Source organism: Psychrobacter sp. 1Y1, assembly GCF_051847395.2.
Taxonomy (GTDB): Bacteria; Pseudomonadota; Gammaproteobacteria; order Pseudomonadales; family Moraxellaceae; genus Psychrobacter.
In genome coordinates this window covers 1625855-1650486 of sequence record NZ_JBPYDF020000001.1, presented here as the reverse complement: position 1 = coordinate 1650486, position 24632 = coordinate 1625855, and the positions used below count along the sequence as shown (strand labels likewise).

The 24632-nt window shown below is 43.7% G+C and carries 19 protein-coding genes; 10 read left to right on the top strand and 9 right to left on the bottom strand.

Going from position 1 to position 24632, the window contains the following annotated elements:
* Window positions 1-292: 292 nt before the first annotated feature.
* Complete coding sequence (ggt, locus tag ACS8FA_RS20915) at window positions 293-2242, top strand: gamma-glutamyltransferase (RefSeq protein ID WP_439266589.1); 1950 nt, start codon at window positions 293-295, stop codon at window positions 2240-2242.
* A gap of 97 nt (window positions 2243-2339) precedes the next feature.
* On the opposite strand, the gene ACS8FA_RS20910 is transcribed toward ggt, so the two are convergent.
* On the bottom strand, window positions 2340-3470 hold the full coding sequence (locus ACS8FA_RS20910; RefSeq protein ID WP_439266591.1) for a restriction endonuclease: 1131 nt from the start codon (window positions 3468-3470) through the stop codon (window positions 2340-2342).
* Between the two features lie 337 nt (window positions 3471-3807).
* Between ACS8FA_RS20910 and dnaE the strand changes: the two genes are divergently transcribed.
* The 4 genes from dnaE to cysE all read left to right on the top strand — a co-directional run bounded on the left by dnaE (window position 3808) and on the right by cysE (window position 9959).
* Complete coding sequence (dnaE, locus tag ACS8FA_RS20905) at window positions 3808-7527, top strand: DNA polymerase III subunit alpha (protein WP_439266593.1); 3720 nt, start codon at window positions 3808-3810, stop codon at window positions 7525-7527.
* A gap of 72 nt (window positions 7528-7599) precedes the next feature.
* Entirely contained in the window at window positions 7600-7980 is a 381-nt protein-coding gene (locus ACS8FA_RS20900) for an Hpt domain-containing protein (RefSeq protein WP_439266595.1), read from the top strand.
* A complete protein-coding gene (locus ACS8FA_RS20895; RefSeq protein ID WP_439266597.1) occupies window positions 7980-8861 on the top strand; it encodes an RNA methyltransferase in 882 nt (293 codons plus the stop codon). Before ACS8FA_RS20900 ends, ACS8FA_RS20895 begins: the two co-directional genes overlap by 1 nt.
* A gap of 189 nt (window positions 8862-9050) precedes the next feature.
* Window positions 9051-9959, top strand: a complete 909-nt coding sequence (gene cysE, locus ACS8FA_RS20890; RefSeq protein ID WP_439266599.1) for a serine O-acetyltransferase — start codon at window positions 9051-9053, stop codon at window positions 9957-9959.
* Between the two features lie 170 nt (window positions 9960-10129).
* Here the strand turns inward: cysE and ACS8FA_RS20885 are convergent, their stop codons facing one another.
* The 6 genes from ACS8FA_RS20885 to pheA all read right to left on the bottom strand — a co-directional run bounded on the left by ACS8FA_RS20885 (window position 10130) and on the right by pheA (window position 17164).
* Window positions 10130-10627 (bottom strand): 2-amino-4-hydroxy-6-hydroxymethyldihydropteridine diphosphokinase, encoded by a 498-nt coding sequence (locus ACS8FA_RS20885; RefSeq protein ID WP_439266659.1) that lies wholly within the window; start codon window positions 10625-10627, stop codon window positions 10130-10132.
* Between the two features lie 25 nt (window positions 10628-10652).
* Window positions 10653-11090 carry a dihydroneopterin aldolase gene (folB, locus tag ACS8FA_RS20880; protein WP_201571793.1) on the bottom strand — a complete coding sequence of 146 codons (438 nt, stop codon included), beginning with the start codon at window positions 11088-11090 and terminating at the stop codon, window positions 10653-10655.
* Between the two features lie 42 nt (window positions 11091-11132).
* A complete protein-coding gene (gene rarD, locus ACS8FA_RS20875) occupies window positions 11133-12095 on the bottom strand; it encodes an EamA family transporter RarD (protein WP_427566509.1) in 963 nt (320 codons plus the stop codon).
* Window positions 12096-12290: 195 nt separating this feature from the next.
* Window positions 12291-14624 carry a bifunctional prephenate dehydrogenase/3-phosphoshikimate 1-carboxyvinyltransferase gene (locus ACS8FA_RS20870; RefSeq protein ID WP_439266605.1) on the bottom strand — a complete coding sequence of 778 codons (2334 nt, stop codon included), beginning with the start codon at window positions 14622-14624 and terminating at the stop codon, window positions 12291-12293.
* A gap of 110 nt (window positions 14625-14734) precedes the next feature.
* Window positions 14735-15874: a histidinol-phosphate transaminase gene (gene hisC / locus ACS8FA_RS20865; RefSeq protein WP_439266607.1), complete on the bottom strand. Its 1140-nt coding sequence runs from the start codon at window positions 15872-15874 to the stop codon at window positions 14735-14737.
* Between the two features lie 117 nt (window positions 15875-15991).
* A complete protein-coding gene (gene pheA / locus ACS8FA_RS20860; protein WP_102092477.1) occupies window positions 15992-17164 on the bottom strand; it encodes a prephenate dehydratase in 1173 nt (390 codons plus the stop codon).
* Window positions 17165-17926: 762 nt separating this feature from the next.
* Here pheA and ACS8FA_RS20855 point away from each other — a divergent pair.
* On the top strand, window positions 17927-18871 hold the full coding sequence (locus tag ACS8FA_RS20855) for a transaldolase (protein WP_439266609.1): 945 nt from the start codon (window positions 17927-17929) through the stop codon (window positions 18869-18871).
* Between the two features lie 100 nt (window positions 18872-18971).
* Entirely contained in the window at window positions 18972-19439 is a 468-nt protein-coding gene (locus ACS8FA_RS20850; RefSeq protein WP_439266612.1) for a hypothetical protein, read from the top strand.
* A 151-nt stretch (window positions 19440-19590) separates the two neighbouring features.
* Here ACS8FA_RS20850 and ACS8FA_RS20845 read toward each other — a convergent pair whose 3' ends face one another.
* Complete coding sequence (locus ACS8FA_RS20845; RefSeq protein ID WP_057759806.1) at window positions 19591-20157, bottom strand: adenine phosphoribosyltransferase; 567 nt, start codon at window positions 20155-20157, stop codon at window positions 19591-19593.
* Between the two features lie 365 nt (window positions 20158-20522).
* Between ACS8FA_RS20845 and ACS8FA_RS20840 the strand changes: the two genes are divergently transcribed.
* Together ACS8FA_RS20840 and ACS8FA_RS20835 are read left to right on the top strand one after the other, a co-directional pair.
* Entirely contained in the window at window positions 20523-20687 is a 165-nt protein-coding gene (locus tag ACS8FA_RS20840; RefSeq protein WP_057759803.1) for a rubredoxin, read from the top strand.
* 27 nt (window positions 20688-20714) lie between these two features.
* The gene (locus tag ACS8FA_RS20835; RefSeq protein ID WP_057759800.1) at window positions 20715-21764 is read left to right on the top strand and encodes an alpha/beta fold hydrolase; all 1050 of its coding nucleotides are present in this window, start codon (window positions 20715-20717) and stop codon (window positions 21762-21764) included.
* Between the two features lie 283 nt (window positions 21765-22047).
* Here the strand turns inward: ACS8FA_RS20835 and ACS8FA_RS20830 are convergent, their stop codons facing one another.
* Window positions 22048-23070 (bottom strand): WG repeat-containing protein, encoded by a 1023-nt coding sequence (locus tag ACS8FA_RS20830; protein WP_439266615.1) that lies wholly within the window; start codon window positions 23068-23070, stop codon window positions 22048-22050.
* 481 nt (window positions 23071-23551) lie between these two features.
* On the opposite strand from ACS8FA_RS20830, the gene ACS8FA_RS20825 reads away from it, so the two are divergent.
* Entirely contained in the window at window positions 23552-24484 is a 933-nt protein-coding gene (locus ACS8FA_RS20825) for a DMT family transporter (RefSeq protein ID WP_102092483.1), read from the top strand.
* Window positions 24485-24632 lie beyond the last annotated feature (148 nt).

The window sequence follows — 24632 nt, the reverse complement described above, 5'->3', positions numbered from 1 at the left end:
TACCGTTATTTATATCACAAGACGTTACAACTTAGTAATATTAGCGAATATTTTTAAAGGATTTCTTCATTCATAAATAATTTTCTCTGTATAACTGTTGTCTTATCAGTAGCTTCATTTACTTGAAAATTAGCCCCGTTTATTTGAAATAGAGCTGATATAGCTAAACGCTACAAAAGCATACGCCACAAAAGATAATAAACAACTTTCTACTATTTCATATTTTCGTTACTATTTATGCTTATCTATTTCCTAACCCTATTCCTTCCACTCGCGTAAAAAGGACTTTGCGATGTCACAGTTATTATCTTGCCATCATCGAACCGCTCAGCAGCGTAAACCAAAAATCAATACCTTACTCAAATCTAGCGTCGTGCTCATTACCAGTACGCTACTGCTATCTATATCCGCACAGGCCGTAGAGCCAACAACCTCAGTAAGTAATGCAACGGTCAACAACACATCAATCAATACCAGTGCCATAAACTTGGCCATCATGGCTGATAGTCCAACGGTACTCTCTGAAACCAAGCGCATCACGCGAGCGAAAACCAATACACTTAGCACCACATCGAACAATACTAATAGTGACCAAGCCATCTATTCTGAAGACGCCATTCATCATCCAGTTTGGGCAAAAAACGGCATGGTCGCTACCCAAGAAGCGCTTGCCTCTGATATCGGTTTACAGATTTTAAAGGACGGCGGTAATGCGGTAGATGCTGGCGTTGCAGTAGGTTTCGCCCTAGCAGTAACCTTGCCGCGCGCAGGCAATATCGGTGGCGGCGGTTTTATGATGATTTATGATGCCAAACAAGGCAAAACGGTGGCGCTTGATTACCGTGAAAAAGCACCGAGTAGCGCCTCACGCGATATGTACCTTGATAAAGAAGGCAATGCTGTCAGCGACTTATCTCGCTATCATGGCTTGGCCATTGGCGTGCCAGGGACAGTAGCAGGACTACTAAAAGCATTAGAGGAGCATGGTACGATGAGCCGCGAGCAAGTTATGGCACCAGCGATAGCACTGGCTGAAGACGGTATAGAAGTCACCGCTGGCTTGTCCGAGTCACTCACGGCGTTGAGCGATCGCCTGCAAAAATGGCCAAGTACCAAAAAAGTGTTCTTTAAGCCTGATGGCAGCGCTTATCAGCCAGGCGAACGTTTAAAGCAGCCTGAGCTTGCGCGTTCGCTAAAGCGGATTTCGGTACAGGGCATAGATGGATTTTATAAGGGTGAAACCGCTCAAAAACTGGTCAAAGCAGTCAATGAAGCAGGCGGCAGCATGAGCCTGCAGGACTTAGCCAATTATCAAGCCATCGCTCGAGAACCTGTCAAAGGCGACTACCGTGGCTATGAGATTGTCTCTATGCCGCCGCCCTCCTCTGGTGGTATTCACATCGTGCAGATTTTAAATATCTTAGAAGGCTATCCGCTCAAAGACTACGGACAAAACAGCGCACAGACTATTCACTTAATGGCCGAAGCGATGCAGTTGGCTTATGCAGATCGAGCTGAGTATCTGGGAGATGCTGACTTTATTGATGTTCCTGCCAGCGGCTTAACTTCACAAGCCTACGCAGATAAACTGCGTACGTTGATTGATCCCAATAAAGCCACGCCAGCAGCCACTATCAAAGCAAACAATCCTCTGCCGTACGAGAGTGATCAGACTACGCATTTCTCTATCGTTGATAAAGATGGCAATGCGATAGCCAACACCTATACGTTAAACTTCTCTTATGGTACTGGTCTCGTTGCGGATGGCACGGGCATTCTGCTCAATAATGAAATGGACGATTTCTCTGCCAAACCGGGCGTACCAAACGGCTACGGCTTACTTGGTGGCGATGCCAATGCTGTGGAAGCCAATAAGCGTCCACTGTCTTCTATGAGTCCGACGCTCGTATTCAAAGACAGCAAACCTTATATCGTTACTGGTAGCCCAGGAGGTAGTCGTATCATCACGACTGTCACTCAGATTATCTCCAACGTCATCGACCATGATATGAATATCGCTGAAGCAACACATGCGCCGCGTATCCATGATCAATGGCTACCTGATGAGATTCGAGTGGAAAAAGCACTGAATATCGATACCGTGAAAAAGCTCGAATCAATGGGTCATACCGTCAGTCCAAAATCCGCGATGGGCTCTACGCAGTCGATTATGCTTACCCCAAATGGTGTTTATGGATCGTCTGATCCACGTATTGTCGATGCGGCGGTGGTTGGTTACTAAATTATGAATATATGTCTCTAGTCATTATAAAAAAGCTCTATGTGTTGCTATAACTCATAGAGCTTTTCTTGCATAAATAAGTAAATACTGACCTGCTTTAATATAGCTTAATTCTTTCAAAAAAGTCATTGTCCAATAATAATTTTGGTCTGGCATTCACCTCTTTTAAACCGACTTTATGTTGCATCATTAACTCGATCAAGTTCATTTGATCAATGAGAATAAGACTGTGCGAATCAGTCGAATTAGCATAGTCTTGAGCAGGCTTAGTAAAGCTAGTGGTAGTAATAAAGATGCCATGATGATTGGTTTTTTGTGGAGGATATGCACCTATGAAATTTCTCAAATCGCCATTAGATATATTATTGCCATTACTATAGAGCTTGGCCTGTATATAATAATTGTGCACCTCACCATCTGGAAAGTCCTGAATAATTAGTCCATCAATACCATTATCGTTAGACCGCCCTGTATGACGAGATGTTAGATTACTTTCAGGACTTTCTATCTCTAAGGATCTCTCAATCAATTTCAAACAAAACCATTCAAACTGCAAAGGTGATAAGCTTTCAAGTTGAGCCATGATCATATCAGGCGTCACTTTGACAAAATCATTACCAACAGCAACATCTGCATAATTATTCATAAATATAGAGGTTCGACGTTTAGTTTCGTCAATCAAATGGCTAATAAGCGCGTCACCATTTTTGCCATAAGCAGCAATATTAACTTTTTGCAAATCAGCAAAAGACTTGCTATCGAAGCGTTTAAAGTTGGCAATATAATCACCATTTGGTATTCCTTCACTAATATATTGATTAAAACTATTACCCGCCAGCCAAAAATAAACTTTACCGAAAGGGTCTAAACGTATGATATTTTTAGGCGTTACTTTCTCATCGAAATTAATAAAATTGGCAAAGTTCTGATTTAGATTAGGAACTAAACTAAATTTATCCTCCTTAACCAAGCCCATTGCAGATAAGCATACTAAGATCAAATCAATAATTTCGTCATAGCAAGGCGAACCATCATGACATTCATGGCGTATATCGTAGTTACTCATATAGTTGATGTCTTTATGATCATTTACGATTTGCGCTAATTTCTCAAACTCTCTGTAAAATACAGTGCGCCCAATAGTATTTCGCGTACTTAAATTTTTTATAGTTTGTATTCCAGCATTTAACATGTCGCCAAATGCAGGCAGCTTAGTAATATTACTCATAGTATTATCGTCTTCTTTGATTGCGTGAATAATATAGTGAAATCGGCATAGCATTACAATTATTTAAAAACAAATGTTTATGCTAACAACTATTGAGAGAACACGCAGCAAAATTTCATGTTAATAAATAAGAAAAACGAATCCTCTCACGCAGATTAAACCCTTTGAACCTGTGGCTGTCTGCGGCAAATAATGCTATTATTGACGACCCCATTTAAAACGTATCAATATAGCTATCGAGGTCTTGTCGGCCACTAGATATCAGCATAATTGATTGATAATAATCAATTATTTTATCGGTAGCTTATTTCTTTGATCGTACCAGTAAGAGTCTTCTATGGCATTTGTACACCTTGGCATTCACAGCGAATATTCCATCACCGATTCTATCGTGCGTATCAAACCGCTGGTAAAAGCTGCTGCGGCTGATAATCAGCGCGCGTTGGCATTGACCGATTTGTCCAATTTATATGCCACGGTGAAGTTTTATCGTGCCTGCTTAGGTGCGGGTATCAAGCCTATCATTGGCAGTGAAGTCATCATGGATAATGAAGACACACGCCTTACCCTACTTGCGATGAATAATGAAGGGTATCAAAACATTACTCGCATCGTGTCGCTTGGGTTTACCGAAGGTCGTGCTGATCCTATCAATCATGGCACACCGGTTATTAAGCGCAGTCATATCTTGGAGCATGCAGCAGGTGTGATTGTACTGCTCACAGAGAAATCAGACGTGGGTCAAGCATTGGTCGGCTCGATGCCAGAAAAAGCCGATGAACTACTTACTGAGTGGCAGGCACAGTTTGACGATCGTTTGTACTTTGCGATCAAGCGTACCAATCGTTCAGGCGAAGATGCCTTTATTAGAGCAGCCATTCATTCAGGTGCCAAACACAACATCCCTATCATTGCGCATAATGACGTGCGTTTCTTAGAGCAGGATGATTTTGATGCTCATGAAGCTCGCGTCTGTATTGCAGGCTCTTATGTCCTTGCTGATCCAAACCGTCCGCAGACTTACTCGGATGAGCAGTATCTAAAAACACAAGCTCAGATGGAGCAATTATTTGCTGATATTCCGCAGGTCATTGATAACACTTTACGCCTCGCTACACGCTGCAATGTAACTTTGACGCTTGGTATTAACGTCCTACCTGATTTTCCTGTGCCTGAAGGCGAGACGATTGAATCGTTTTTCCGTGCCGAGTCACAACGCGGTCTTGAGCAGCGCTTAGATAAGCTGTTTCCTGTCGAAGCACGTACGGACAATTGGAGCGATTTCCGTCAGAGATACGATGAACGCCTTGCATATGAGTTAGATATTATTCTATCCATGGGCTTCCCCGGTTACTTCCTAATCGTCATGGACTTTATCCGCTGGGCAAAAGCCAATGGCGTGCCAGTAGGCCCTGGACGTGGTTCTGGTGCAGGCTCCTTGGTCGCATACGCATTAAACATTACCGACCTTGACCCGATTCATTACGATCTACTATTCGAGCGCTTCTTGAACCCTGAGCGTGTATCGATGCCCGATTTCGATATCGACTTTTGTATCGAAGGTCGTGACCGCGTCATTGATTATGTCGCGCAAACCTATGGTCGTGATGCCGTATCGCAGATTATTACCTTTGGTACTATGGCCGCAAAAGCGGTTGTGCGTGATGTGGCACGCGTACAAAGCAAATCGTACTTTTTAGCCAATAAAATATCCAAGCTGATTCCAAAAACGCCTGGCATCACACTGAGCCAAGCGCTTGAGCAAGAACCACAGCTCAAAGACTTGATCTCTAATCCTGATAATATGGATTATGAAGATGCCATTGAGATTTGGGAGATGGCGATTAAGCTGGAAGGCGTCTGCCGAAATGTCGGTAAACATGCTGGTGGCGTATTGATTGCTCCGCACAAAATCACTGACTTTAGTGCCATTTACTGTGATGATGAAGGTCACCGCGTCAGCCAGTTTGATAAAGACGATGTAGAAGCTGTTGGTTTGGTGAAGTTTGACTTTTTGGGTTTACGTAACCTAACCGTTATCAATGCGGCAGTTGAAAACATCAACTTGCGCCGTGCAAAAGAAAACGTACCTGCCTTAGTTTTGGAAGATTTGCCGTTAGATGACAGCAAAGCCTATAAGCTGCTGCAAGATGCCAAAACCACGGCGGTCTTTCAGCTAGAAAGTATGGGCATGAAGAAGTATCTGGCCAAACTGCAACCGACCAATATCGAAGATGTCATCGCCATGTGTGCGCTGTATCGTCCCGGCCCACTCGATGCAGGCATGGTAGAGATGTATATCGACCGTAAGCATGGTCGCGAGGAAGTCATTTATGACCATCCCAATCTTGAGCCGATTTTAGAGAACACTAATGGCGTTATTGTCTATCAAGAACAGGTGATGCAAATCTCACAGGTGATGGCAGGCTATAGTTTGGGCGGTGCTGATATGCTACGCCGTGCGATGGGTAAAAAGAAACCTGAAGAGATGGCCAAGCAGCGCGATATTTTTGTCACTGGTGCCACCTCACAAGGTATCGATGAGGTCACGTCAGGTGGCGTATTTGACTTGATGGAAAAGTTCGCAGGTTACGGTTTTAACCGCTCTCATTCTGCGGCTTACGGGGTATTGGCTTATCAAACAGCCTATCTAAAACAATATTACCCTGCCGAATTTATGGCAGCGGTCTTAACTTCTGATATGAACAACACCGACAACGTCGTGTTCTTTATCAATGACTGCCGTGAAAACTTTGGGTTGACCGTAGTCAATCCTTCAGTCAATCGTAGTGAGTGGCATTTCGTTGCCGATACTCCGACCAATATCATCTATGGTCTTGGCGCAATTAAAGGCGTGGGTGAAGGCGCAGTAGAGTCTATCGTAGATGCACGCCGCCGCGAAGGTCCTTTTAAAGACTTGTATGACTTCTGCCGCCGTGTCGATATCAAAAAAGTCAATAAACGCACGCTTGAAGCATTGGTCAGTGCGGGCTGTTTTGACGACTTTGCCGCAACCTTGCGACCTGACTTGCCAGCCGATGAAGCGTACGAGATTCGCGGTGCCTTAATGAGTCAGTTGCCAAGCGCCGTACAGGCTGCTGAACAAGACCGCCAGAACCGTGAAATAGGCATGATGGATTTGTTTGGTGAAATGGATGGTGTCGTCGCCGCGCCGCCGTTAGTCATGACGCCAGAACTCATTTGGGGTGATAAACACCGCCTAAAAGCTGAAAAGAACACCTTGGGACTGTACTTAACGGGACATCCAATCAATGAGTATTTGGATGAGCTCAAACGCTATACCTCTGGTGCACGTCTCGATAAGTTAACCGATACTGGTTATAACGGCAGCTGCTATTTTTCTGGGCTTATTATAGATATTGCCAACTTTGGTAACCGCAACGTGATTACTCTGGATGATGGTACATCGAGACTCGAGGTTAGCTGCTACGCTGAACGCTTTAATCGTGTCAAAGAGCAGTTGAAAATCGATGAAGTTGTCATCATCAAAGGCAGCATCCGTGAGCGGGATGGACGTTTGTTCGCACGTCTTGATAGTGCCATGAGCATGGTAGATGCCAGACTACGTTGGCTCAAAAAAATCAGTATCAAAGTTCACGGTAGCGATATTAATTTGCTCACACGTCTACAACCACTACTTAAATCAGCCCAAGCTGACATTATTCCCGAGCCGCGTCTGGCTTATAACCAAGAGCAAGACGAGCAAGGTGGCAGCGGTAGTAATGTCTACGACCCTGCAATGGGTGGTAGCTTGTATGATGAGAACGGTAATGATTTATTGGCATTAGAGAGCGACATGAACCATGACGCGGCCAATCAAAACGGTATGCCAGCCAGTTATGCCAATAACGCCCTGAGTAATACTGACGCTTCTATCAATGATAACTGTCTGCCACTTGGACTAAGCATTTATGAAGTCTATGGCATCGCAAATGTTGGACTGTCTGAGCACTGGCGCGTTTACCCAAATGACGACAACCTACAGACATTAAAGACTTTGGTCAGTGAAGAAAACTTACATTTCCATTACAGCTAAGACGTACATTACGTTTTAAAAATTCATTATAGTAATCTTATTGCTTTAACTTTTATAAATTGGACAACCACGATGGATGACACTACAAATAATAATATGCTCGGACAAACTGATGAAGAAATCATCAATCATGAACATTTCGAGGACATGCGTGACCTGCTCGAAGAAGACTTTGTTGATTTGATACAAGTATATTTTGCTGATAGTAAGCAAAGAGTTGCAGCGCTGCGAATTGCCCACCAAAAAGACGATAACGCCAATGGCTTCGAAACTGCTCATGCTTTAAAAGGCGCCAGCGCCAACTTAGGTACGACTCAATTAGTTCGTCTTAGTAGCCAGTTACAAGAATACTGCCGTGAGCGCCGTATCAATGAGCAAGCCGTCCTGATCGAAGAGATTGCCATTGCATTACACCGTGCCGAACAAGAAATCAATCAGAGACTGGAACAATAATGAGTAACGACGCTTCATTAGCCGTATCATCACGCACAGTGAACGACTACCTTGATTGCTTGCAAGTAGTCATGGTCAATACAACTTTGCCTGCCAATATTGGTTCGGCTGCTCGTGCGATGCATACCATGGGCTTGTCTCGTTTAACGGTGGTCGATCCCAAATTACCGATTGACGAAACCAGTGTGTCTCATGCAGCGGGTGGCAGTGAGTTATTATCGTCAGCTTTGATTGCCCCCACTTTAGAGTCTGCTATCTCAAACTGTCAGTTGGTGTTTGCCGCTAGTAGTCGTAGCCGTCACTTACCACGCCCTGTCGTGACACCTACGCAAGCCGCTAAGATTATGTTTGACTTTATCGATGCACAGGCAGCTTTAAGTGCAGACGATAGTAATGTTGATAACTCATCTACCGCGACTTCTAACAAACCAAATATTGCTATATTATTTGGACGTGAAGACCGTGGATTGACCAATGAAGAATTGGCTTATGCCGATTATCATATTCAAATCGATGCCAATCCTGCTTACCCTGTGCTAAATGTTGCATCAGCGGTGCAAGTCATCGCCAGCTTTATCTTTGCTTATGCTCAAACGCACACTCAGACAGTGGATAGTTTAGATTCGAATACAAGTACAGACGCCCAATCGACAATCAATGTGAATTTGCGTCAGCAATGGGATGAGCCTGCTATTAATCAGCAGCAGCTGCAACAGCTTACTCAGCGCACCACTGACCTTATGGTGCAGCGTGGCCTAGCCAATAGCGAACATCTAAAGTCATTGCCATCACGCTTGTCTAGACTTGGGTCACGTCTACAGCTTGATCAAAAAGAGTATCAGCTATTAAGCGCTTTAATTGCCAAACTATCAAAAGACTAAAACAAATCATAGTTTATGAGCTTGCCTTTATTTGATAGCTTTTTACTATATTTTGCCGTATAAAGCTGTTATAACTTGCAGAAGCTTAGCGAAAATATATATTCCTGATTATCCGAACTTTATGACCACAGATTAGAGGCATCGCTGTTTTCGCAACGACACTCTACCGACGAATAGATAGGACGCTTTATGTCATTGCCATCCAAATTATTCAAATCACTTGTTACTATCAAAAACGATTTGAAAGAAGATATTGATGCAGTATTCACCCGAGATCCTGCGGCGCGTAATAGTTTGGAAGTGATCCTAACTTATCCGGGTATACATGCGCTTGTTTTACATCGTGGTGCTCACTGTCTTTGGAACAATGAACAAAAACTAGCCGCTCGCGTGATCTCTTACGGATCGCGCATCATGACAGGTATCGAGATTCACCCTGCTGCCAAGATTGGTAGACGCTTTTTTATCGATCATGGTGTCGGCGTCGTCATTGGTGAGACGGCTGAGATTGGTAACGATGTGACGCTATACCATGGTGTTACTTTGGGCGGTGTGTCTTGGAATAATGGCAAGCGTCACCCAACGCTAGAAGACGGTGTAACAGTCGGTGCTGGTGCAAAAGTTTTGGGACCATTTACAGTCGGTAAAAACGCTAAAATCGGCTCGAATGCAGTGGTAGTCAAGCCAGTACCAGCAGGTGCTACGATGGTCGGCAGTGCCGCGCGTATGATCTCAGATCATCACGATGAAAAAGGCAATCCAATCGCGACAAAAGTACAAGACGCTAAGCAACAAGAAAAAGTTGCGCAGGCTGGTGAGAACAACGATCAAACTAAAGATACTACCCCTACTGCCAAACGCACCAATACCTTCCGTGCTTATGGTATCGACCCTTATTCACAAGACCCTGTCGCAGAAGCTTTTGCCAAAATGCTCGAACATATTCAACAATCAGAGAATCGTCTCGATCAACTACAGTCAGCGATGTGCGATATTGATCCCAATTTCTGCAAAAAAGAATATGACAAGCTATGTCTAGAAGATTTAGATGTGATTGGTCGTGCTGATATCAATGACGCAGATAACGAGCAGAAGTAACTACTAGAATTTCAGCAAAAGAAATAAAACTAAGGGGCGTACAGTATACTGTACGCCCCTTAGTTTTATCTACTGCAGAAATATCAGATGTAGTCAGTGTCAGTTAAAATAAATTACTTTATCACCTATCAACTTAACATCGACCTTCTCTTAAAACGCTATTTAAACATCTAATTAGTAGATACGGTTAATTCCCTAACTCCAGCTTCCTCATGGGCTTTAAATGGATAACGATCAGCCATGACAATCCAATCAGATATTGATTTAAATATCAAATTTTTGCTTAGGCTATTTTCTATATTAGCCAATTTAATCATCAAAATATCAATGTCCATTGTCACTCGCCGTACTTGATTTGGCTTATTCTGTCGACATCTATTACAATCGCCTTCAAGCGTTCTAAAGGTTTGATGTAGTTGCTGCAGGCTTATCGGTGTGGTCAGTGCTAAATGGACACATTGATTGGTATAGTCAGGCTTTGGTAATTGGGTAGTCGCGGTAAAATCAGGATTTTGAAAGGCCGTAGACAATCGCACCTCACCTAGCGCTGCTAATCGCTGCCTAGCAAGCGGGAGATACTTGTCGGCTTGATAGTTACTGCCTAGCGCTAACACTAACTCTACCACAGGCTGCGCTTGTATAGTCTCAGGTGCGCATTGTGTGAACATTGCCAAATTCAAATCCACTGACGTTTTATGCATCATCAGCTTGGCTGACGTTAACTTCTTTGGCAGCTTCTTTAGTAGCTGGCTTGTTGGTTGATGCTGGCGCATAGCGCGTTATTTGCACCCCTACCGCATCAGCTTGGGCAATAGCGGTAGGCTTAGCAATGCTCAACGTTATTTTTTGACAGTCATATTTTGCAAATATCTTATCAGAGATTTGACCAGCCAAATGCTCAAGCAGCTTTGCTTGAATCTCTTTGCACCACTCGCTCACATCATCGCAGACTTCTTTATAACTCAGGGCATCGCTGACATCATCGGACACAGCAGCACGGCTAATGTCCGTTTCAAGCGCAATATCAATGAGTAATGGCTGAGTGATAGCACGCTCCCAGTCATAAACACCGATGACTGCCTCAACTTTTAGACCTTTTATAAATACAACATCAGACTGAGTATGAAACATGCTTTCATCCTTGTTTGCTAATTTTTTTCGTGTTTTTAATATTTACTTAGCCGATTTTAGCGCTTCTTCACGTAGGCGCGCCGCTTTTAACACTTTACTTGGACGATGGCGCCACAGGTCGATGCTGAATAATAGCAGACCTAACCAAATCAAACCAAATACTGCTAAACGATGTAAATCGAATGGTTCTTTATAATAGAATACTGCCAAAAAGAAAATGAAGGTCGGCGTCAGATAATTCATAAAGCTCAGAATACTGTATGCCACGAGCTTGGTAGATTTATTGAATAATAAAAGCGGTATTAGCGTAATCGGGCCTGCAATCATCAGTAGCCAAATGTTTGAGCTAAACCAAAAGCTCAGTTGATGACTTGCCACATCAGACTGCCAAAACCACCAAAGACATAAAGGTACCAACATTGCGGTCTCGACAAACATGGCATCAACAGCAGTCAATGGCGTTTGTCGTTGAATCGTCCCGTAGGTACTGAAACTAAATGCCAAAATCAATGATATCCACGGCAGACTACCAAGCATCACCACTTGAATGACCACAGACAATAATGCAAAGCCAATGGCTACCCATTGTAGCGTGCGCAGGCGCTCTTTAAATAAAATCATGGATAGCGCAACGCCAACCAACGGCCCAATAAAGTAACCCAAACTGGCCTCAAGGATACGATCATGATTGACCGCCCATACATAGGTCAGCCAGTTGGTTGCGATAATTAACCCAGAGACCAGTGATAGCGCAATCCATCTTGGGTTTTGCTTGAGCGTTTCTATCCACCCCCAGCGTTTGGTAGCCACTAACACAATCAGTAGGCAACAAAACGTCCAAACGATACGGTGACCAATGATCTCCGTTGCATCATAATCAGATAACTGTTTGAAGTATAGCGGAAATCCACCCCAAATAAAGAACGCGATAAGCGCAGTAATAATGCCGCGTCTGGTTGTGATGATTGGGGCAACGGGTTTTTTGATGACATTTTGGGTAGTCATAATATAGGACAACTTTTTAGAGCAAAGCGCGCTCTCACCTAATTCTAATTATTATTGTCAATCGAATAGTGAGAGTGCAGGGTTACTACAGTGAGATTATAAGGTAAAAAGCAATGTACTCACGCCAATAGTGACATGAGTACATTGCTAACGATGTTAGATTAAATCTTTAAGAGTTAATAGTAGCTTAGCGACTTACTCAGCACCAGTATCCACTTGGATAGACATACCGATTTGGTTGGCAAGTTCAGCAAATCCTGGGAAGCTAGTATTGACCGTTTCAACCCCTTCAATGGTAATTTTCTGAGATGCACGCAGACTGGCAACAGAGAAGCTCATTGCAATACGGTGATCATGATGCGAGACAATATGACCGCCACCAAAAACAGGTTGGTCATTATTGACTTCACCATTTTCAGTAGCAGCGCCTTTGCCTTCGATAATCAGACCATCATCAGTTACAGTACAATCAATACCAAGCGTATGTAATCCTTCTGCCATCACAGCGATACGATCTGATTCTTTGACACGCAGCTCTTTGGCACCAGTCAATACCGTACGACCTTGTGCACAGCTAGCCGCAATAAACAGCACAGGAAATTCATCAATCGCCAGTGGTACAAGATGCTCTGGTATGTCAATACCGACTAGGTTTGAGCTGCGAATTGTAATATCAGCAACTGGCTCGCCGCCCACATGTGTCTCATTGCTTAGGCTAATATCTGCATTCATTAATTTAAGAATATCAATGACGCCAGTACGCGTAGGATTGATACCTACTTGGTTCAAGGTCAGTTCGCTGTCTTGACTGATGGCTGCTGCCACCATAAAAAACGCTGCAGATGAGATATCGGCAGGAACCGCGATATCGCCACCTGTTATTGTGCCGCCACCGGTGACACTGATGCGATTGCCTTCTACGGTTACCGGATAACCAAAGGCCGATAGCATACGCTCAGTATGGTCACGGCTAATCTCAGGCTGTGTGACCGTTGTCGTACCCTCTGCCCATAGACCTGCTAGTAACAAGCAAGACTTTACCTGAGCTGAAGCAACTGGCATATCATACTCAGTACCTTGTAATGGCTTGCCAACTGTATCACGACCAGTGATACTGAGCGGCGCAGTACCACTATGACCAGTACTCTGAATCACAGCTCCCATAGACCGTAGCGGTGCCGCCACGCGCTCCATTGGGCGTTTATTCAAGCTAGTATCACCTGTCAACACGCTATCAAACGATTGCGCTGCCAAGATACCAGATAGCAGACGCATACTGGTGCCAGAGTTACCCATGTACAGTGGGGTTTTGCTAGGTTTTAAACCATTCATACCGACACCATGAATGGTCAAATTGCCATTGTCAGGGCCTTCGATAGTCACACCCATATCACGGAATGCTTGCAGCGTTGCTAGCGCATCTTCCCCTTCCAAAAACCCAGTCACATTTGTCACGCCTGTGGCAAGACTGCCGAGCATAATGCTGCGATGCGAGATAGATTTGTCACCAGGAATGGCGATAGTGCCAGAAACAGTATTGCTAGGGGTAATATTATAAGAAGCTGACATAGCAGAAGTATCCGTATAAGGGGTGCTGGCTAACATATGGCCAAAATGTCGCCGTGCGGCTTGCGCGCGGCCCAAAAGTCCCATCAGGGCGGTTGAATCTTTATCAATGATAAGTTGGCGCATTGTCTGTAAGTAGTCACCATACTCATCAAGGGCGCTGACAATCGCGCTTTGATTGGCAAAAAATATATCATGCCACATTTTAGGGTCACTGGCAGCGATACGGGTAAAATCGCGGAATCCACCAGCGGCATAACGAAACATATCTAAATTGTCATCATGGCTTGCCAATTGCTCAACCAAATTAAAGGCAAGCAGGTGTGGCAAATGGCTGGTGTGCGCTAATATGCGGTCATGGTGCTCAGCATCCATTGACATGACATTTGCGCCTACTGATTCCCACAATAGTCGCAACTTTGCAATAGCAGTTGCACTGGTTGTCGGTAGCTCGCAAATAATGACGCTATGATTGACAAATAAACTGGCGCGGCGAGCATGATACCCTGAATTTTCAGCCCCAGCAATTGGATGCGCTGGCACTAATCCTATCGGCAGCGAACCGAACACTGCTTTAGCGGCATCAATGATATTGACTTTAGTACTACAGACATCCGTCATGATGCAATCACTGGCAAGCTGTCCGTTATCCATCGCTTGTTTGATATCAACAAACACTACTTGAACTGCCTGTACTGGCACTGCAATAATGATTAAATCACTGCCAGCGATGATGTCCTGTAAGTTTGCACTACCTGCATCTAGCAGACCATGCTCAATAGCTTCTATGATACTTGGTGCATGTCTATCGACTGCTACCAAACGCTCACTTAAGCCATTGTCTTTAATGGCTTGCGCAAAACTGGCACCAATCAGCCCAAGTCCAATCACACAAACTTGTTTAAATATAGGTGGCGTAGTATTTAGAGACGATTGAAGTTTATTATTTTTCTGACTACTCACGGCTTTTCTCGTTGGACACACTAAGACATAGATAGAGCCAGTCTTAGTGTTATAAATTTTAATGGCTAATTAAGAACAATTTTTAAATTACAAAGCACTTATGGATGCGCTTAGTCTTCAGTCAAAATAGAACGCAAAGTATCAATCAAACGCAGATTATCTTCAGCCACACCTACTGTGATACGCAGCCAGTTAGGTAATCCATAAGCATCCAACGGACGGACAATAACGCCTTGTTCAAGTAGCGCCTGATGAATCGAAGCAGCGGTTATATCTTCCATCTCAACCTGCACTTCGACCATAATAAAATTGGCATGCGACTTCACAAAACCCAATCCTAGCGCGTCAAACTGCTTTTCTAACCAACGCATTTGCTCATCGTTTATCAGACGAGTTTTTTCGATAAAGTCTTGATCGGCAAGTGCAGCAGCAGCAGCTAAACCAACACGGCTGACATTAAATGGCTGACGAATTCGGTTTAGTAAATCCGCCACTGCCACCGAGCTTAGAGCATAACCGACGCGTAAACCTGCCAGCCCATAAGCTTTAGAAAAAGTACGCACAATAATGACATTATCGAACTCATCCAATAGTGCGCGGTTGTTACTCTCAGGACTATACTCGATATAAGCTTCATCTAGTACCACCAAGACTGAGCTTGGCACACTGGCAACGAACTGATACAGCTCTTTTTGCTCTAGCTGCGTACCCGTTGGATTATTCGGATTGGCAATAAAGACAATTTTGGTATTTGGATTATCTTGTACCGCTTGGCTCATGGCTTTTAGATTATGCCCAAAGCGCTGAGCAGGCACTTCAATGCCCGTGGCACCTTGCATCTTCGCTAGCATAGGATATACCACAAAAGCATACTGACTATAGACGATGGCATCATCAGCACCCACAAAGCTACGTGCTAAAATATCGAGCAAATCATCAGAGCCATTACCTAAGGTAATTTGATTGGCATTGACATCGTTAAAGTCAGCCAGCGCTTGCTTTAGATAGTAACCATTGCCATCAGGATAGCGCGACAACTGCCCTAGCTGCTCAGTCACTGCTAGCGTCACTCGTGGTGAGCATCCCATTGGATTCTCATTGCTAGCCAGCTTTACCACGTCTGAGACACCATACTCACGTGTCAGCTCTTCAATTGGCTTACCGGTTTGATAAGGTGCCAATGCCAAAATACTGTCGTAAGCTGGCGTTAACGGCGATAGATCTGACGCGGTCAATTGAGTAGTCTGCATGGTTTATCCTTAGATGGTATCTGTAAATGCTTTTTTAATGCTATTTGCAAAAGCTAAGACCCATCTATTATGTATGAATACCAGTGAATAAGCCTATAGTTACCTATAGGTAGTCGCCTATAGGACAGCTTTTGGATATGAGCCCAATATGCGCAAATCTTTGACCAATGGACGAATATCATTGATGGCAGCGCTAACGTTTGGATCATTAACATGACCATTCATATCGATAAAGAATACGTATGCCCATTTGTTAGGACGCTCAGGACGCGTCTCAATACTGGTCATCGATACGCCATGATATGACAAAGGTTTTAATATTTCGATCAGTGCGCCTGCTTTGTCGTGAGCGGAGACGACGATAGAAGTTTTGTCTTGACCAGATGGTGCAATCGCCTCATGACCGATAATAAGGAAGCGTGTAGTGTTGCTTGGATTGTCTTCGATATTTGAGTAGAGCTTATGCAAGCCATACTCTGCAACAGCGACGTCACCTGCAATCGCAGCTGAATGCCATTCGTTTTTGAGGCGGCGAGCAGCTTCTCCATTACTTGATACAGCAACGCGCTCAACATTAGGGAAGTTTACATCTAGCCAATGACGGCACTGAGCAAGCGACTGCTGATGCGAATAAATACGGCTCAAGCCATCAATCTTGGTATGCTCAGCAACCAAGAAGTTTTGATGAATTGGCAGTTCAACTTCGCCAATGATTTTCAAAGTAGAAGATAAGAAGCCATCTAGAGTATGGTTGACGACGCCTTCTGAAGAGTTTTCAACAGGGACCACCCCATACATCGCTGTACCCGCTTCGACTTCGCGGAACACATCAGTAATGGTTGTCATCGGTACGGTATCCGCGGCTTTACCAAAGTGCTTGAGCGCAGCGGCATGCGTAAAGGTACCGACAGGGCCCAAGAAGGCAATACGCTGCGGCGCTTCTAAATCCAAGCATACTGACATGATTTCACGGAACAAGCGCGCCATTTTTTCATCAGCGATGGGACCTGCATTACGCTCCATGACAGCTTTTAGTACCTGTGCTTCACGCTCAGGGCGGTAAAAGATAGGATTGCTATTGTCATCAGCAGCGGTATGATTTTTCTTTACCATGGCTACTTGCTGAGCCAACTTTGCACGGTTGTTGATTAACGTTTGGATCTCACAGTCTACTGCGTCAATATTTTGGCGAATATTGTCTAAAAACTCTTTTTCAGTTGCGGTATCGCTAGCGCCTGTAGTGGTTTGATTTAGATTATCCATTGTTTGCTCTGGTGACTGCTCGCTCATTACCGCCCATCCTTTTTAGATTTTATCGCTGTTAGATATTACTATTATTTAAATATTGCTATTACATTGCTATATTGCTATTACATTGCTATTACGTAGGGTAGCACTATTGCCAAATCTGACTGTTTTCTGTTTTTAGTTAAAGGCTAAGACTGATGATAGAAACTATATTCAAAACCAACCTCAAAACAGTCTATCAAAAACACCCTATATTGCTAGTGCCATTTGGCGTTAATGCTATATTAGGGCGTGTTGAACATTCAAATGTGGTGCTGGCAGTGACTATTTTTTAGACAATATGCAGTGAAATTTTTGACGCCTAGTCATTCTAGGTTAAACAATTTCGCCATATATTGGCAGAAAATAGTACTGCCCTGAAAGGCTGATGCTAAAATCACCCCAAACGTCGTTACAAGCCTAGTTAAGGTCTCGACATTATCGTCGGCTTGCGCCTAGTTTGGTGCAATTTTAGCGATCAGCAGCCCTAATATTTGAATGTTCAACACGCCCTTACTGCCAAATACAGCAGCTTGATACATAGCCGGCTCTACTATAGCAAAAACTAAGGTCAGTGCCCATTCGTAAATGCGTATAAATATACCAACTGTTATTAATATTAGCACAGTTGAGCCAGATAACAGCGATGCATAGCATAACTATGAGGCAACACCTGCCCAAAACTGTGTTACAGTTCCAGTTCAGCTCCCTACCCTGTTATATATAAGAGGAGCATCATATGATTAATAAAAAAAAGGATACCTGATGAGCGCATTACAACAGCTACGCACTATGACCACGATTGTTGCTGATACTGGTGACCTTGCCGCTATTGCCCGTTTAAAACCTATCGATGCAACCACCAACCCAAGCCTTATTACCAAGGCTCTGATTCATCCTGACAACCAAGGCATGTTGTCAGAGACCATGAGCCGTCACAATGGTGACGTGGATGCCGTGATCGATGCGCTGACCATTCAGGTTGGCTGCGATATTTTAGAGCTGATCGAAGGCCGAGTCTCTACCGAAGTGGACGCTCGCTTATCTTATGATACTCAAGCGACGATAGATAAGGCACTGGCCTTTATGGATGCTTACCAAAAAGCGGGCATCGATTCAGAGCGAGTATTGATCAAAATGGCGGCAACTTGGCAAGGTATTGAGGCAGCACGCTATCTTGAGACTCAAAATATCCACTGTAACCTGACCTTACTATTTGGACAACACCAAGCGATTGCCTGTGCAGATGCTGGCGTGACCCTGATATCACCTTTCGTTGGCCGTATTTTAGATTGGCAAAAACGCCAACAAAGCCGTCAAAACGTACCGGCTTCTGATGACATGGGCGTACAGTCAGTCAAGCTCATTTATCAGTATTACAAACAGCACGGTTACCAGACACAAGTAATGGGCGCTAGTTTCCGCTCTACCGAGCAAATTTTGGCATTGGCAGGTTGTGACTTACTGACTATAGCTCCCAACCTCATTGATGAGTTGGCAGCCATGGATACCGAGGTAACTCGCCAACTGTCTCCAAGCATGTCGATGGATATGAAGGCGATGACTCAGGTAAGCTTAACGCATGAAGAGTTTAGTGCTGCGTATCAGCAAGACAAGGTTACACAGGACTTGTTGCCTAAGGGTATTGACGGTTTTATCGGGGCGCGTGACGAGCTGGCTAAGACATTAGCAGCCATTCGCGGACAATAATAGCCACACGACGGATACTGGGCTGGCACAAAAGGTATTTGCCTACTAATAGTAAGTTGGCTATCATTACCTACTTCAAATGACAAGAAGCAAGGCTTATATGAAACGGCTATCAATATTATTGGCAGGCAGTGCTTTAGCGATCAGCGCCCAGGCAGTTAACTGGGTAGAGGTGTCCGAGAGCAGCTCTGGATCAATTTTTAGTATAGATTTGGATTCTATTGAAAGCTCTGACATCAGTATCATAGATGAAAAAGACGTCGAAAATATCACAGTATCTATCCTTAGAACCTATCCTAAAGACACAGACACCAAGTCCGATGACACGAAGGAAGAAAAAAGCAATATTGACCATAGTGAGCAGCAACTACTCATTTCATGTAAAGATGCCAGTTACTATAGACGAGCCTTTGTTAACTACGATGCTGAAGGCAAAGTAACCAAGTCATGGCAGTCAGAAAAACCAATATTGACTACAAAAGACTTTAAAGTCACTACCCCAAAGACAGTCGGTCGTACGGTGATAGAGCAGTCTTGTAAGGACTACGAACAAGACGAAGAGCAATAAACACAGCCTACTTAACACAATACTAAAAAACATTAATACAGTATCAAAAAAAGCGCCCTGACATAGTATCAGGGCGCTTTTTTATTTGGAGAATCGTTTAACTATATCGACAATACGAAGTGTCTAGTAGTCAAAAATATAGCAATTCATTTTAAGCTTTTAGTACCGTATAAACAGGTACTGGGAACTCGCCATGCAAGTCAACCAAGTCCAGTAACACTAACGCACCGACCACAGTATGGTCAGCTGATTGACATAGCTCGTAAGCAGTGGTCAACGTACCACCAGTCGCCAAGATGTCATCAACCAATAGTACGCGCTCAGGCGGTAGGTTGTTTTGCATCTCAAGCGTGTCTTTACCATACTCCAGTGCATAGGCTTTGTTGGCAACTGGTGGCGGCAGCTTACCTGGTTTACGTAGCAAGATCATGCCTTTGCCCAGACGGCCTGCTAGCATACTGGCAAATACAAAGCCACGCGCTTCCACTGCACCCAGACAATCTACCTCGTCCATAAGCCCTTCTGGCAAAGCGGCAAGTAGCGCATCGATGACAGCGTCAATATGACTGCGCAGTAACGGGGTAATGTCATAAAAATCAATGCCAGCTTTTGGAAAGTCTGGTACTGTGCGAATAATCTGCCAAAACGGATGGTCAGTATTGAGCACATGAGACGTCTCATTGTTGGTGGCGGATGTGGCGGCGGCATTGGTACTCATGATGACCCTTAGCTTATGTATTTAGATGGTTTAGTTAGTTTAGATAAGACAACAACTGGATGATATATCAGCGATAAATGCTAAGCATTACTGTGAATTTAGCGGCGATTATTATAGCATAATTGGTTTTCGTGTGGCGGGCTGGCGTCCAGTCTTGTTATTAAGCGTTAATAAGGTAACGTATGTGATTGACTTGATAAAAGAAAAGTCATCTCAATATACAAGTGTAAACTTAACTATGAAAATTGCGGTTATATGCTAAACTACGTGCGTTTTTGCAGTCTAATATAATAGCTGTAATATTAAAAATGAGCGTTTATAGCACGCTGTAACTGTAATACTGGTAATGATCGATAGGACTATTTATGAAACGTTATGAATGTATTGTCTGCGGCTGGATATATGATGAGGCGCTTGGCTGCCCAGAAGAAGGTATCGCACCTGGCACTAAGTGGGAAGACATCCCTGATGACTGGACTTGCCCTGAGTGCGGTGTCGGTAAGCTTGATTTTGAGATGCTTGAGCTGTAGTAGATGACCCTCTAATTAGGACACTTCATGACAAAATCAAATGACATCAATAGTGCCAAATTGCCTGAAACGCTAGATAACAATCTAGAAGATCATCTGAATAACTACCCTACTCCTGAGTGGCGCAAGTTTGGGGAGCATCAATGGCGCGACTCTGACTTGAGTAAGCACCTTCGTCAAGCAATGATTGACATCGGTGATGGTATTGAGTTGTGTGTCGAAGCTGGCGGTAATCCCAACAATCCGCCGCTGCTGATGATCATGGGGCTAGGCTCACAAATGATATTTTGGCCAGACAATTTTATTAAGCGCTTTATCGATGCTGGTTTTTTTGTGATTCGTTTTGATAATCGTGATATCGGCTTGTCTTCTAAAGTGCAGATAGAAGGTTTGCCGCGTATTAGCCAGCTTAAAATGATGGTACGCCTACAAACAGGGCTGTCTAATAAAAGCACACAGGTTGCTTATAACTTGACAGACATGGCTGAAGACACCGCACGTCTAATTAAAGCACTCAAGCTTGGCAAGACACATCTGCTTGGGGCTTCGATGGGCGGTATGATTGCACAAATTGTGGCGGCACGTTATCCAAGCTTAGTGCAGCGAATGGCGCTTATGTTTACCACGACCAATCGTGCGTTTTTGAAGCCGCCAAAGCCCAAACAGCTATATACCCTTATCAATCGTCCAGAGAGCCACTCTGAGCGTGATATCGTGCGTCATAGTGTTTGGTTTATGAAGACCGTTGGTACACCAGGTCATGTGAATGTGCGTATGGTCCGTGAAATCGCTAAGATTCGCTATCAGCGCAACTTCCACCCGCTTGGTACAGTACAGCAGCTCAATGCTATCTTGGCATCAGGCTCTATCAGCCGATTTAGTAAGCAAGTCAAAGCACCAACGATTGTATTACATGGTAGCGCTGATGGACTCCTGCCTGCCTCACAGGGCCGAGTCGTTGCCAAGACCATTCCTAATGCTACGTTCCATCTCATCGAAGGCATGGCACACGATATTCCAGAGTATTATCAGCCTTATATGGTTGACTTAATCAGTAATCATTTATCGAGCAACTAGCTTTAAAAACATCAATAAAAACATCAATGTCAAAAAAAAGAGTGTAAAACCTATCGAAAACTCATAGGTTTTACACTCTTTTTTATTGCCTATTTAATCCTAGGGCGTGTCCTCAATTCAATCGATAGCTATCTAAATGGGTTAAAAATGGCTAAATCTTGCCAAATTGTGTCAAATAGCTGGTTAATATCTCGATATTATCTGCGCTATTTTCCTTGTTTGACTGCGATTTATCTCATTTTTATCACCACTCTTAAAACGAGGACACGCCCTAGTAATTGCATCAATCACAAGCGACACCAGCCCCTTCCTTATCTATACACATTTTATTCCCATTCTTTAGGTTACCAATCCACGCCTTACCACCTGTAAATACAAAGGATGGTTTGCCCTGATAGCTATCGTTAGCGTTCACACCACTATTAGCAAAGCGAAAAGGGATCGCTAGCTCACCGCCTAAATTGACAAAGCCCCACTCTTCACCGATACGCACGCCAGCATATTCCTCAGAAAACGGACGCACTTCATCAAATGAGTACGTAATCATCGTGACATTATTGTCATCGACGAAACCCCATTTACCATCTTGCTGACGCGATTGAAGTGTCGTAAAACGCGCCGGTGCAGACTGTAATGCTGTGCTAGATTTTTCGTTAGAAGAAGTAGGTTTATTCACTGCCTGAGTGTTATTCTGGGCATTCGGATCACTCGCCGCATTGCCGTTTTTATCCACCCAACTGGTTGCACGACCTTTACGTACACGCGCTACTCCATTACGATAATTATCGATATCATCAATCGCTGCAGAAAATGAGACAACGGTACTATTGGCTGTGTTAATCACACCATAGTTACCCTCTTTTTTTACCACGATACGCCCATCCGATACAGGCCGCGCCCATCCTTGACTCTCTGTCAATATATCGTACATGGCAGGCACGACTTCGCGGCCCTGCATATTGAGATAACCAACGCGACTGTTACGCAGTACAGGCAACAGACCGCCCGATAATTTATCGGCATCGACTTTTTGATAACGTGACAAATCAACGACTCGTTTGCCTTTTTTATCGATTAACGCCACTGGCGCACCAAAATCTTTGATCGCCAAAAAGTAACTGCTACTAGCCGTGCAGGAGACGTTTTTGTAATAACTTTTTGGGATTTTACAACTGGCGGCGTGTGCGCTAGGCATAAAAAACAATGCGCTAGATAGCATCGTCACGACGACACTGTATTGCGATATTTTTGGTAGCAAGCCAGACAATGTATGTGGCTGTTTTTTTGATAGCAATCGTTGAAGCATAAATAAACCTAGACAAATAATATAGATTGTTTGGTATAACTAATCAGACGTTGAGTACATTATATCGTCAATCTACTATACATGTGTTGCATCGTTAGTGTCGCTTAAAGTGCTACACACATATCCTCCGTGCAGAAATATCACTTGTATACATTATGCTCTTTCCTACTCCTACGAATCGTCGCCCTGATACAAATATTTTGATATAAGTACTATTACCCAACTGTCATAAGTCTATTGTGAAAAACGTAGCTATATCAGATACTTTGGTTATTTATTTGCGTCTAACGTGCCCAATAATGTTCCGCATAGCGATAGTATTTATATTCAGCATAATAAATTGTGGTTTTGCCATTTCATTTTGCACTTAAAACCACGACAATATGGCTCTATGTCAACATAAGTTCTGACATGATGCAATGCTAATAAGAGTGCTGTTACTCAAAATGCTGTTATTCAAATACTGTTATAAGGACAAATTATGGCTATTGCTTCAACGCGATCTGCACCTATTGGCTTAGTCATTGGTTGTATCATTTTTGGATTGGGCAGCTTAATTGTCGCTCACGTCGATATTGGTGGTTGGGCCATGTCGTTTTGGCGATTGGCTGTTTCGGGTATTGTATTTGCGGTATTGGCTAAGATAATGGGTCAACGAATGCCCAAATCAAGACGCGCCATTTTTTATGCGCTACTATCAGGGGCGTTTTTAGGCTTAGATTTGGCACTGTGGCATGAGAGTATTTATGCGGTTGGGCCTGGTATTTCGACGCTGCTGAATAGTCTGCAAATATTTTTCTTGGCCGCGATTGGGTTTATGTATTTCAATGAGCGTCAGTCTATCGTGCAGCTTATTAGTTTGTTCTTAGCCATGATAGGCGTGGCGATGATAGGTAGCCCTGAATTCGCACACAACACTGCTGCGACTTGGGGTTTTGTCACTGGTATTGTATCGGGTGCCATGCTAGCGGCATCAATGACCTTTATCCGCAAAACGCACGATACGGAACCGACGCCTATATTTATGTTAATGCAGCTAATCAGTATCGGCGGCGTCTTAGCCATGATTGTACCGATGTTTGTATTTGATACAGGTAATATCCTACCCAATACATGGTCTGAGATTGGCTGGGTGCTTATCTATGGTACGGTAATGCAGTGCTTGGCATGGGGGTTGATTGCCTACTCTATTCCTAAGCTTTCGTTGGCACTGACTGGACTGCTATTATTGACTGAACCTATTGCAGCCCTTGTCATTGACTATAGCTGGCTGGACAAGCCGATTAACACTTTACAGTGGAGTGGCGCACTATTAACGATGTTTGCTATTTACTTAGGCTCATTGAAGCCAAAACCACGTGCCCTTCGCCGCTATCGTTTTTTTTCAAGATTTTATAAGCGAGATTATAAATAGTTCCGATACTGTTGTTCTATACTACTGTTGCTCAACACTGCCATAAAAAAGCGCCCATGCTATCGGTAGCATGGGCGCTTTTTGTTAGATGAGATATGCTTTGACTATCTTTATTTGATAAGCTCAAACTTCAATCTCATCAGTATTA

Excerpts from the sequence above, each read along its gene's own strand:
- ggt (WP_439266589.1), top strand. The coding sequence starts at position 293 with ATGTCACAGTTATTATCTTGCCATCATCGAACCGCTCAGCAGCGTAAA.
- ACS8FA_RS20910 (WP_439266591.1), bottom strand. The coding sequence starts at position 3,470 with ATGAGTAATATTACTAAGCTGCCTGCATTTGGCGACATGTTAAATGCT.
- dnaE (WP_439266593.1), top strand. The coding sequence starts at position 3,808 with ATGGCATTTGTACACCTTGGCATTCACAGCGAATATTCCATCACCGAT.
- ACS8FA_RS20900 (WP_439266595.1), top strand. The coding sequence starts at position 7,600 with ATGGATGACACTACAAATAATAATATGCTCGGACAAACTGATGAAGAA.
- ACS8FA_RS20895 (WP_439266597.1), top strand. The coding sequence starts at position 7,980 with ATGAGTAACGACGCTTCATTAGCCGTATCATCACGCACAGTGAACGAC.
- cysE (WP_439266599.1), top strand. The coding sequence starts at position 9,051 with ATGTCATTGCCATCCAAATTATTCAAATCACTTGTTACTATCAAAAAC.
- ACS8FA_RS20885 (WP_439266659.1), bottom strand. The coding sequence starts at position 10,627 with ATGTTCACACAATGCGCACCTGAGACTATACAAGCGCAGCCTGTGGTA.
- folB (WP_201571793.1), bottom strand. The coding sequence starts at position 11,090 with ATGTTTCATACTCAGTCTGATGTTGTATTTATAAAAGGTCTAAAAGTT.
- rarD (WP_427566509.1), bottom strand. The coding sequence starts at position 12,095 with ATGACTACCCAAAATGTCATCAAAAAACCCGTTGCCCCAATCATCACA.
- hisC (WP_439266607.1), bottom strand. The coding sequence starts at position 15,874 with ATGCAGACTACTCAATTGACCGCGTCAGATCTATCGCCGTTAACGCCA.
- pheA (WP_102092477.1), bottom strand. The coding sequence starts at position 17,164 with ATGAGCGAGCAGTCACCAGAGCAAACAATGGATAATCTAAATCAAACC.
- ACS8FA_RS20855 (WP_439266609.1), top strand. The coding sequence starts at position 17,927 with ATGAGCGCATTACAACAGCTACGCACTATGACCACGATTGTTGCTGAT.
- ACS8FA_RS20850 (WP_439266612.1), top strand. The coding sequence starts at position 18,972 with ATGAAACGGCTATCAATATTATTGGCAGGCAGTGCTTTAGCGATCAGC.
- ACS8FA_RS20845 (WP_057759806.1), bottom strand. The coding sequence starts at position 20,157 with ATGAGTACCAATGCCGCCGCCACATCCGCCACCAACAATGAGACGTCT.
- ACS8FA_RS20840 (WP_057759803.1), top strand. The coding sequence starts at position 20,523 with ATGAAACGTTATGAATGTATTGTCTGCGGCTGGATATATGATGAGGCG.
- ACS8FA_RS20835 (WP_057759800.1), top strand. The coding sequence starts at position 20,715 with ATGACAAAATCAAATGACATCAATAGTGCCAAATTGCCTGAAACGCTA.
- ACS8FA_RS20830 (WP_439266615.1), bottom strand. The coding sequence starts at position 23,070 with ATGCTTCAACGATTGCTATCAAAAAAACAGCCACATACATTGTCTGGC.
- ACS8FA_RS20825 (WP_102092483.1), top strand. The coding sequence starts at position 23,552 with ATGGCTATTGCTTCAACGCGATCTGCACCTATTGGCTTAGTCATTGGT.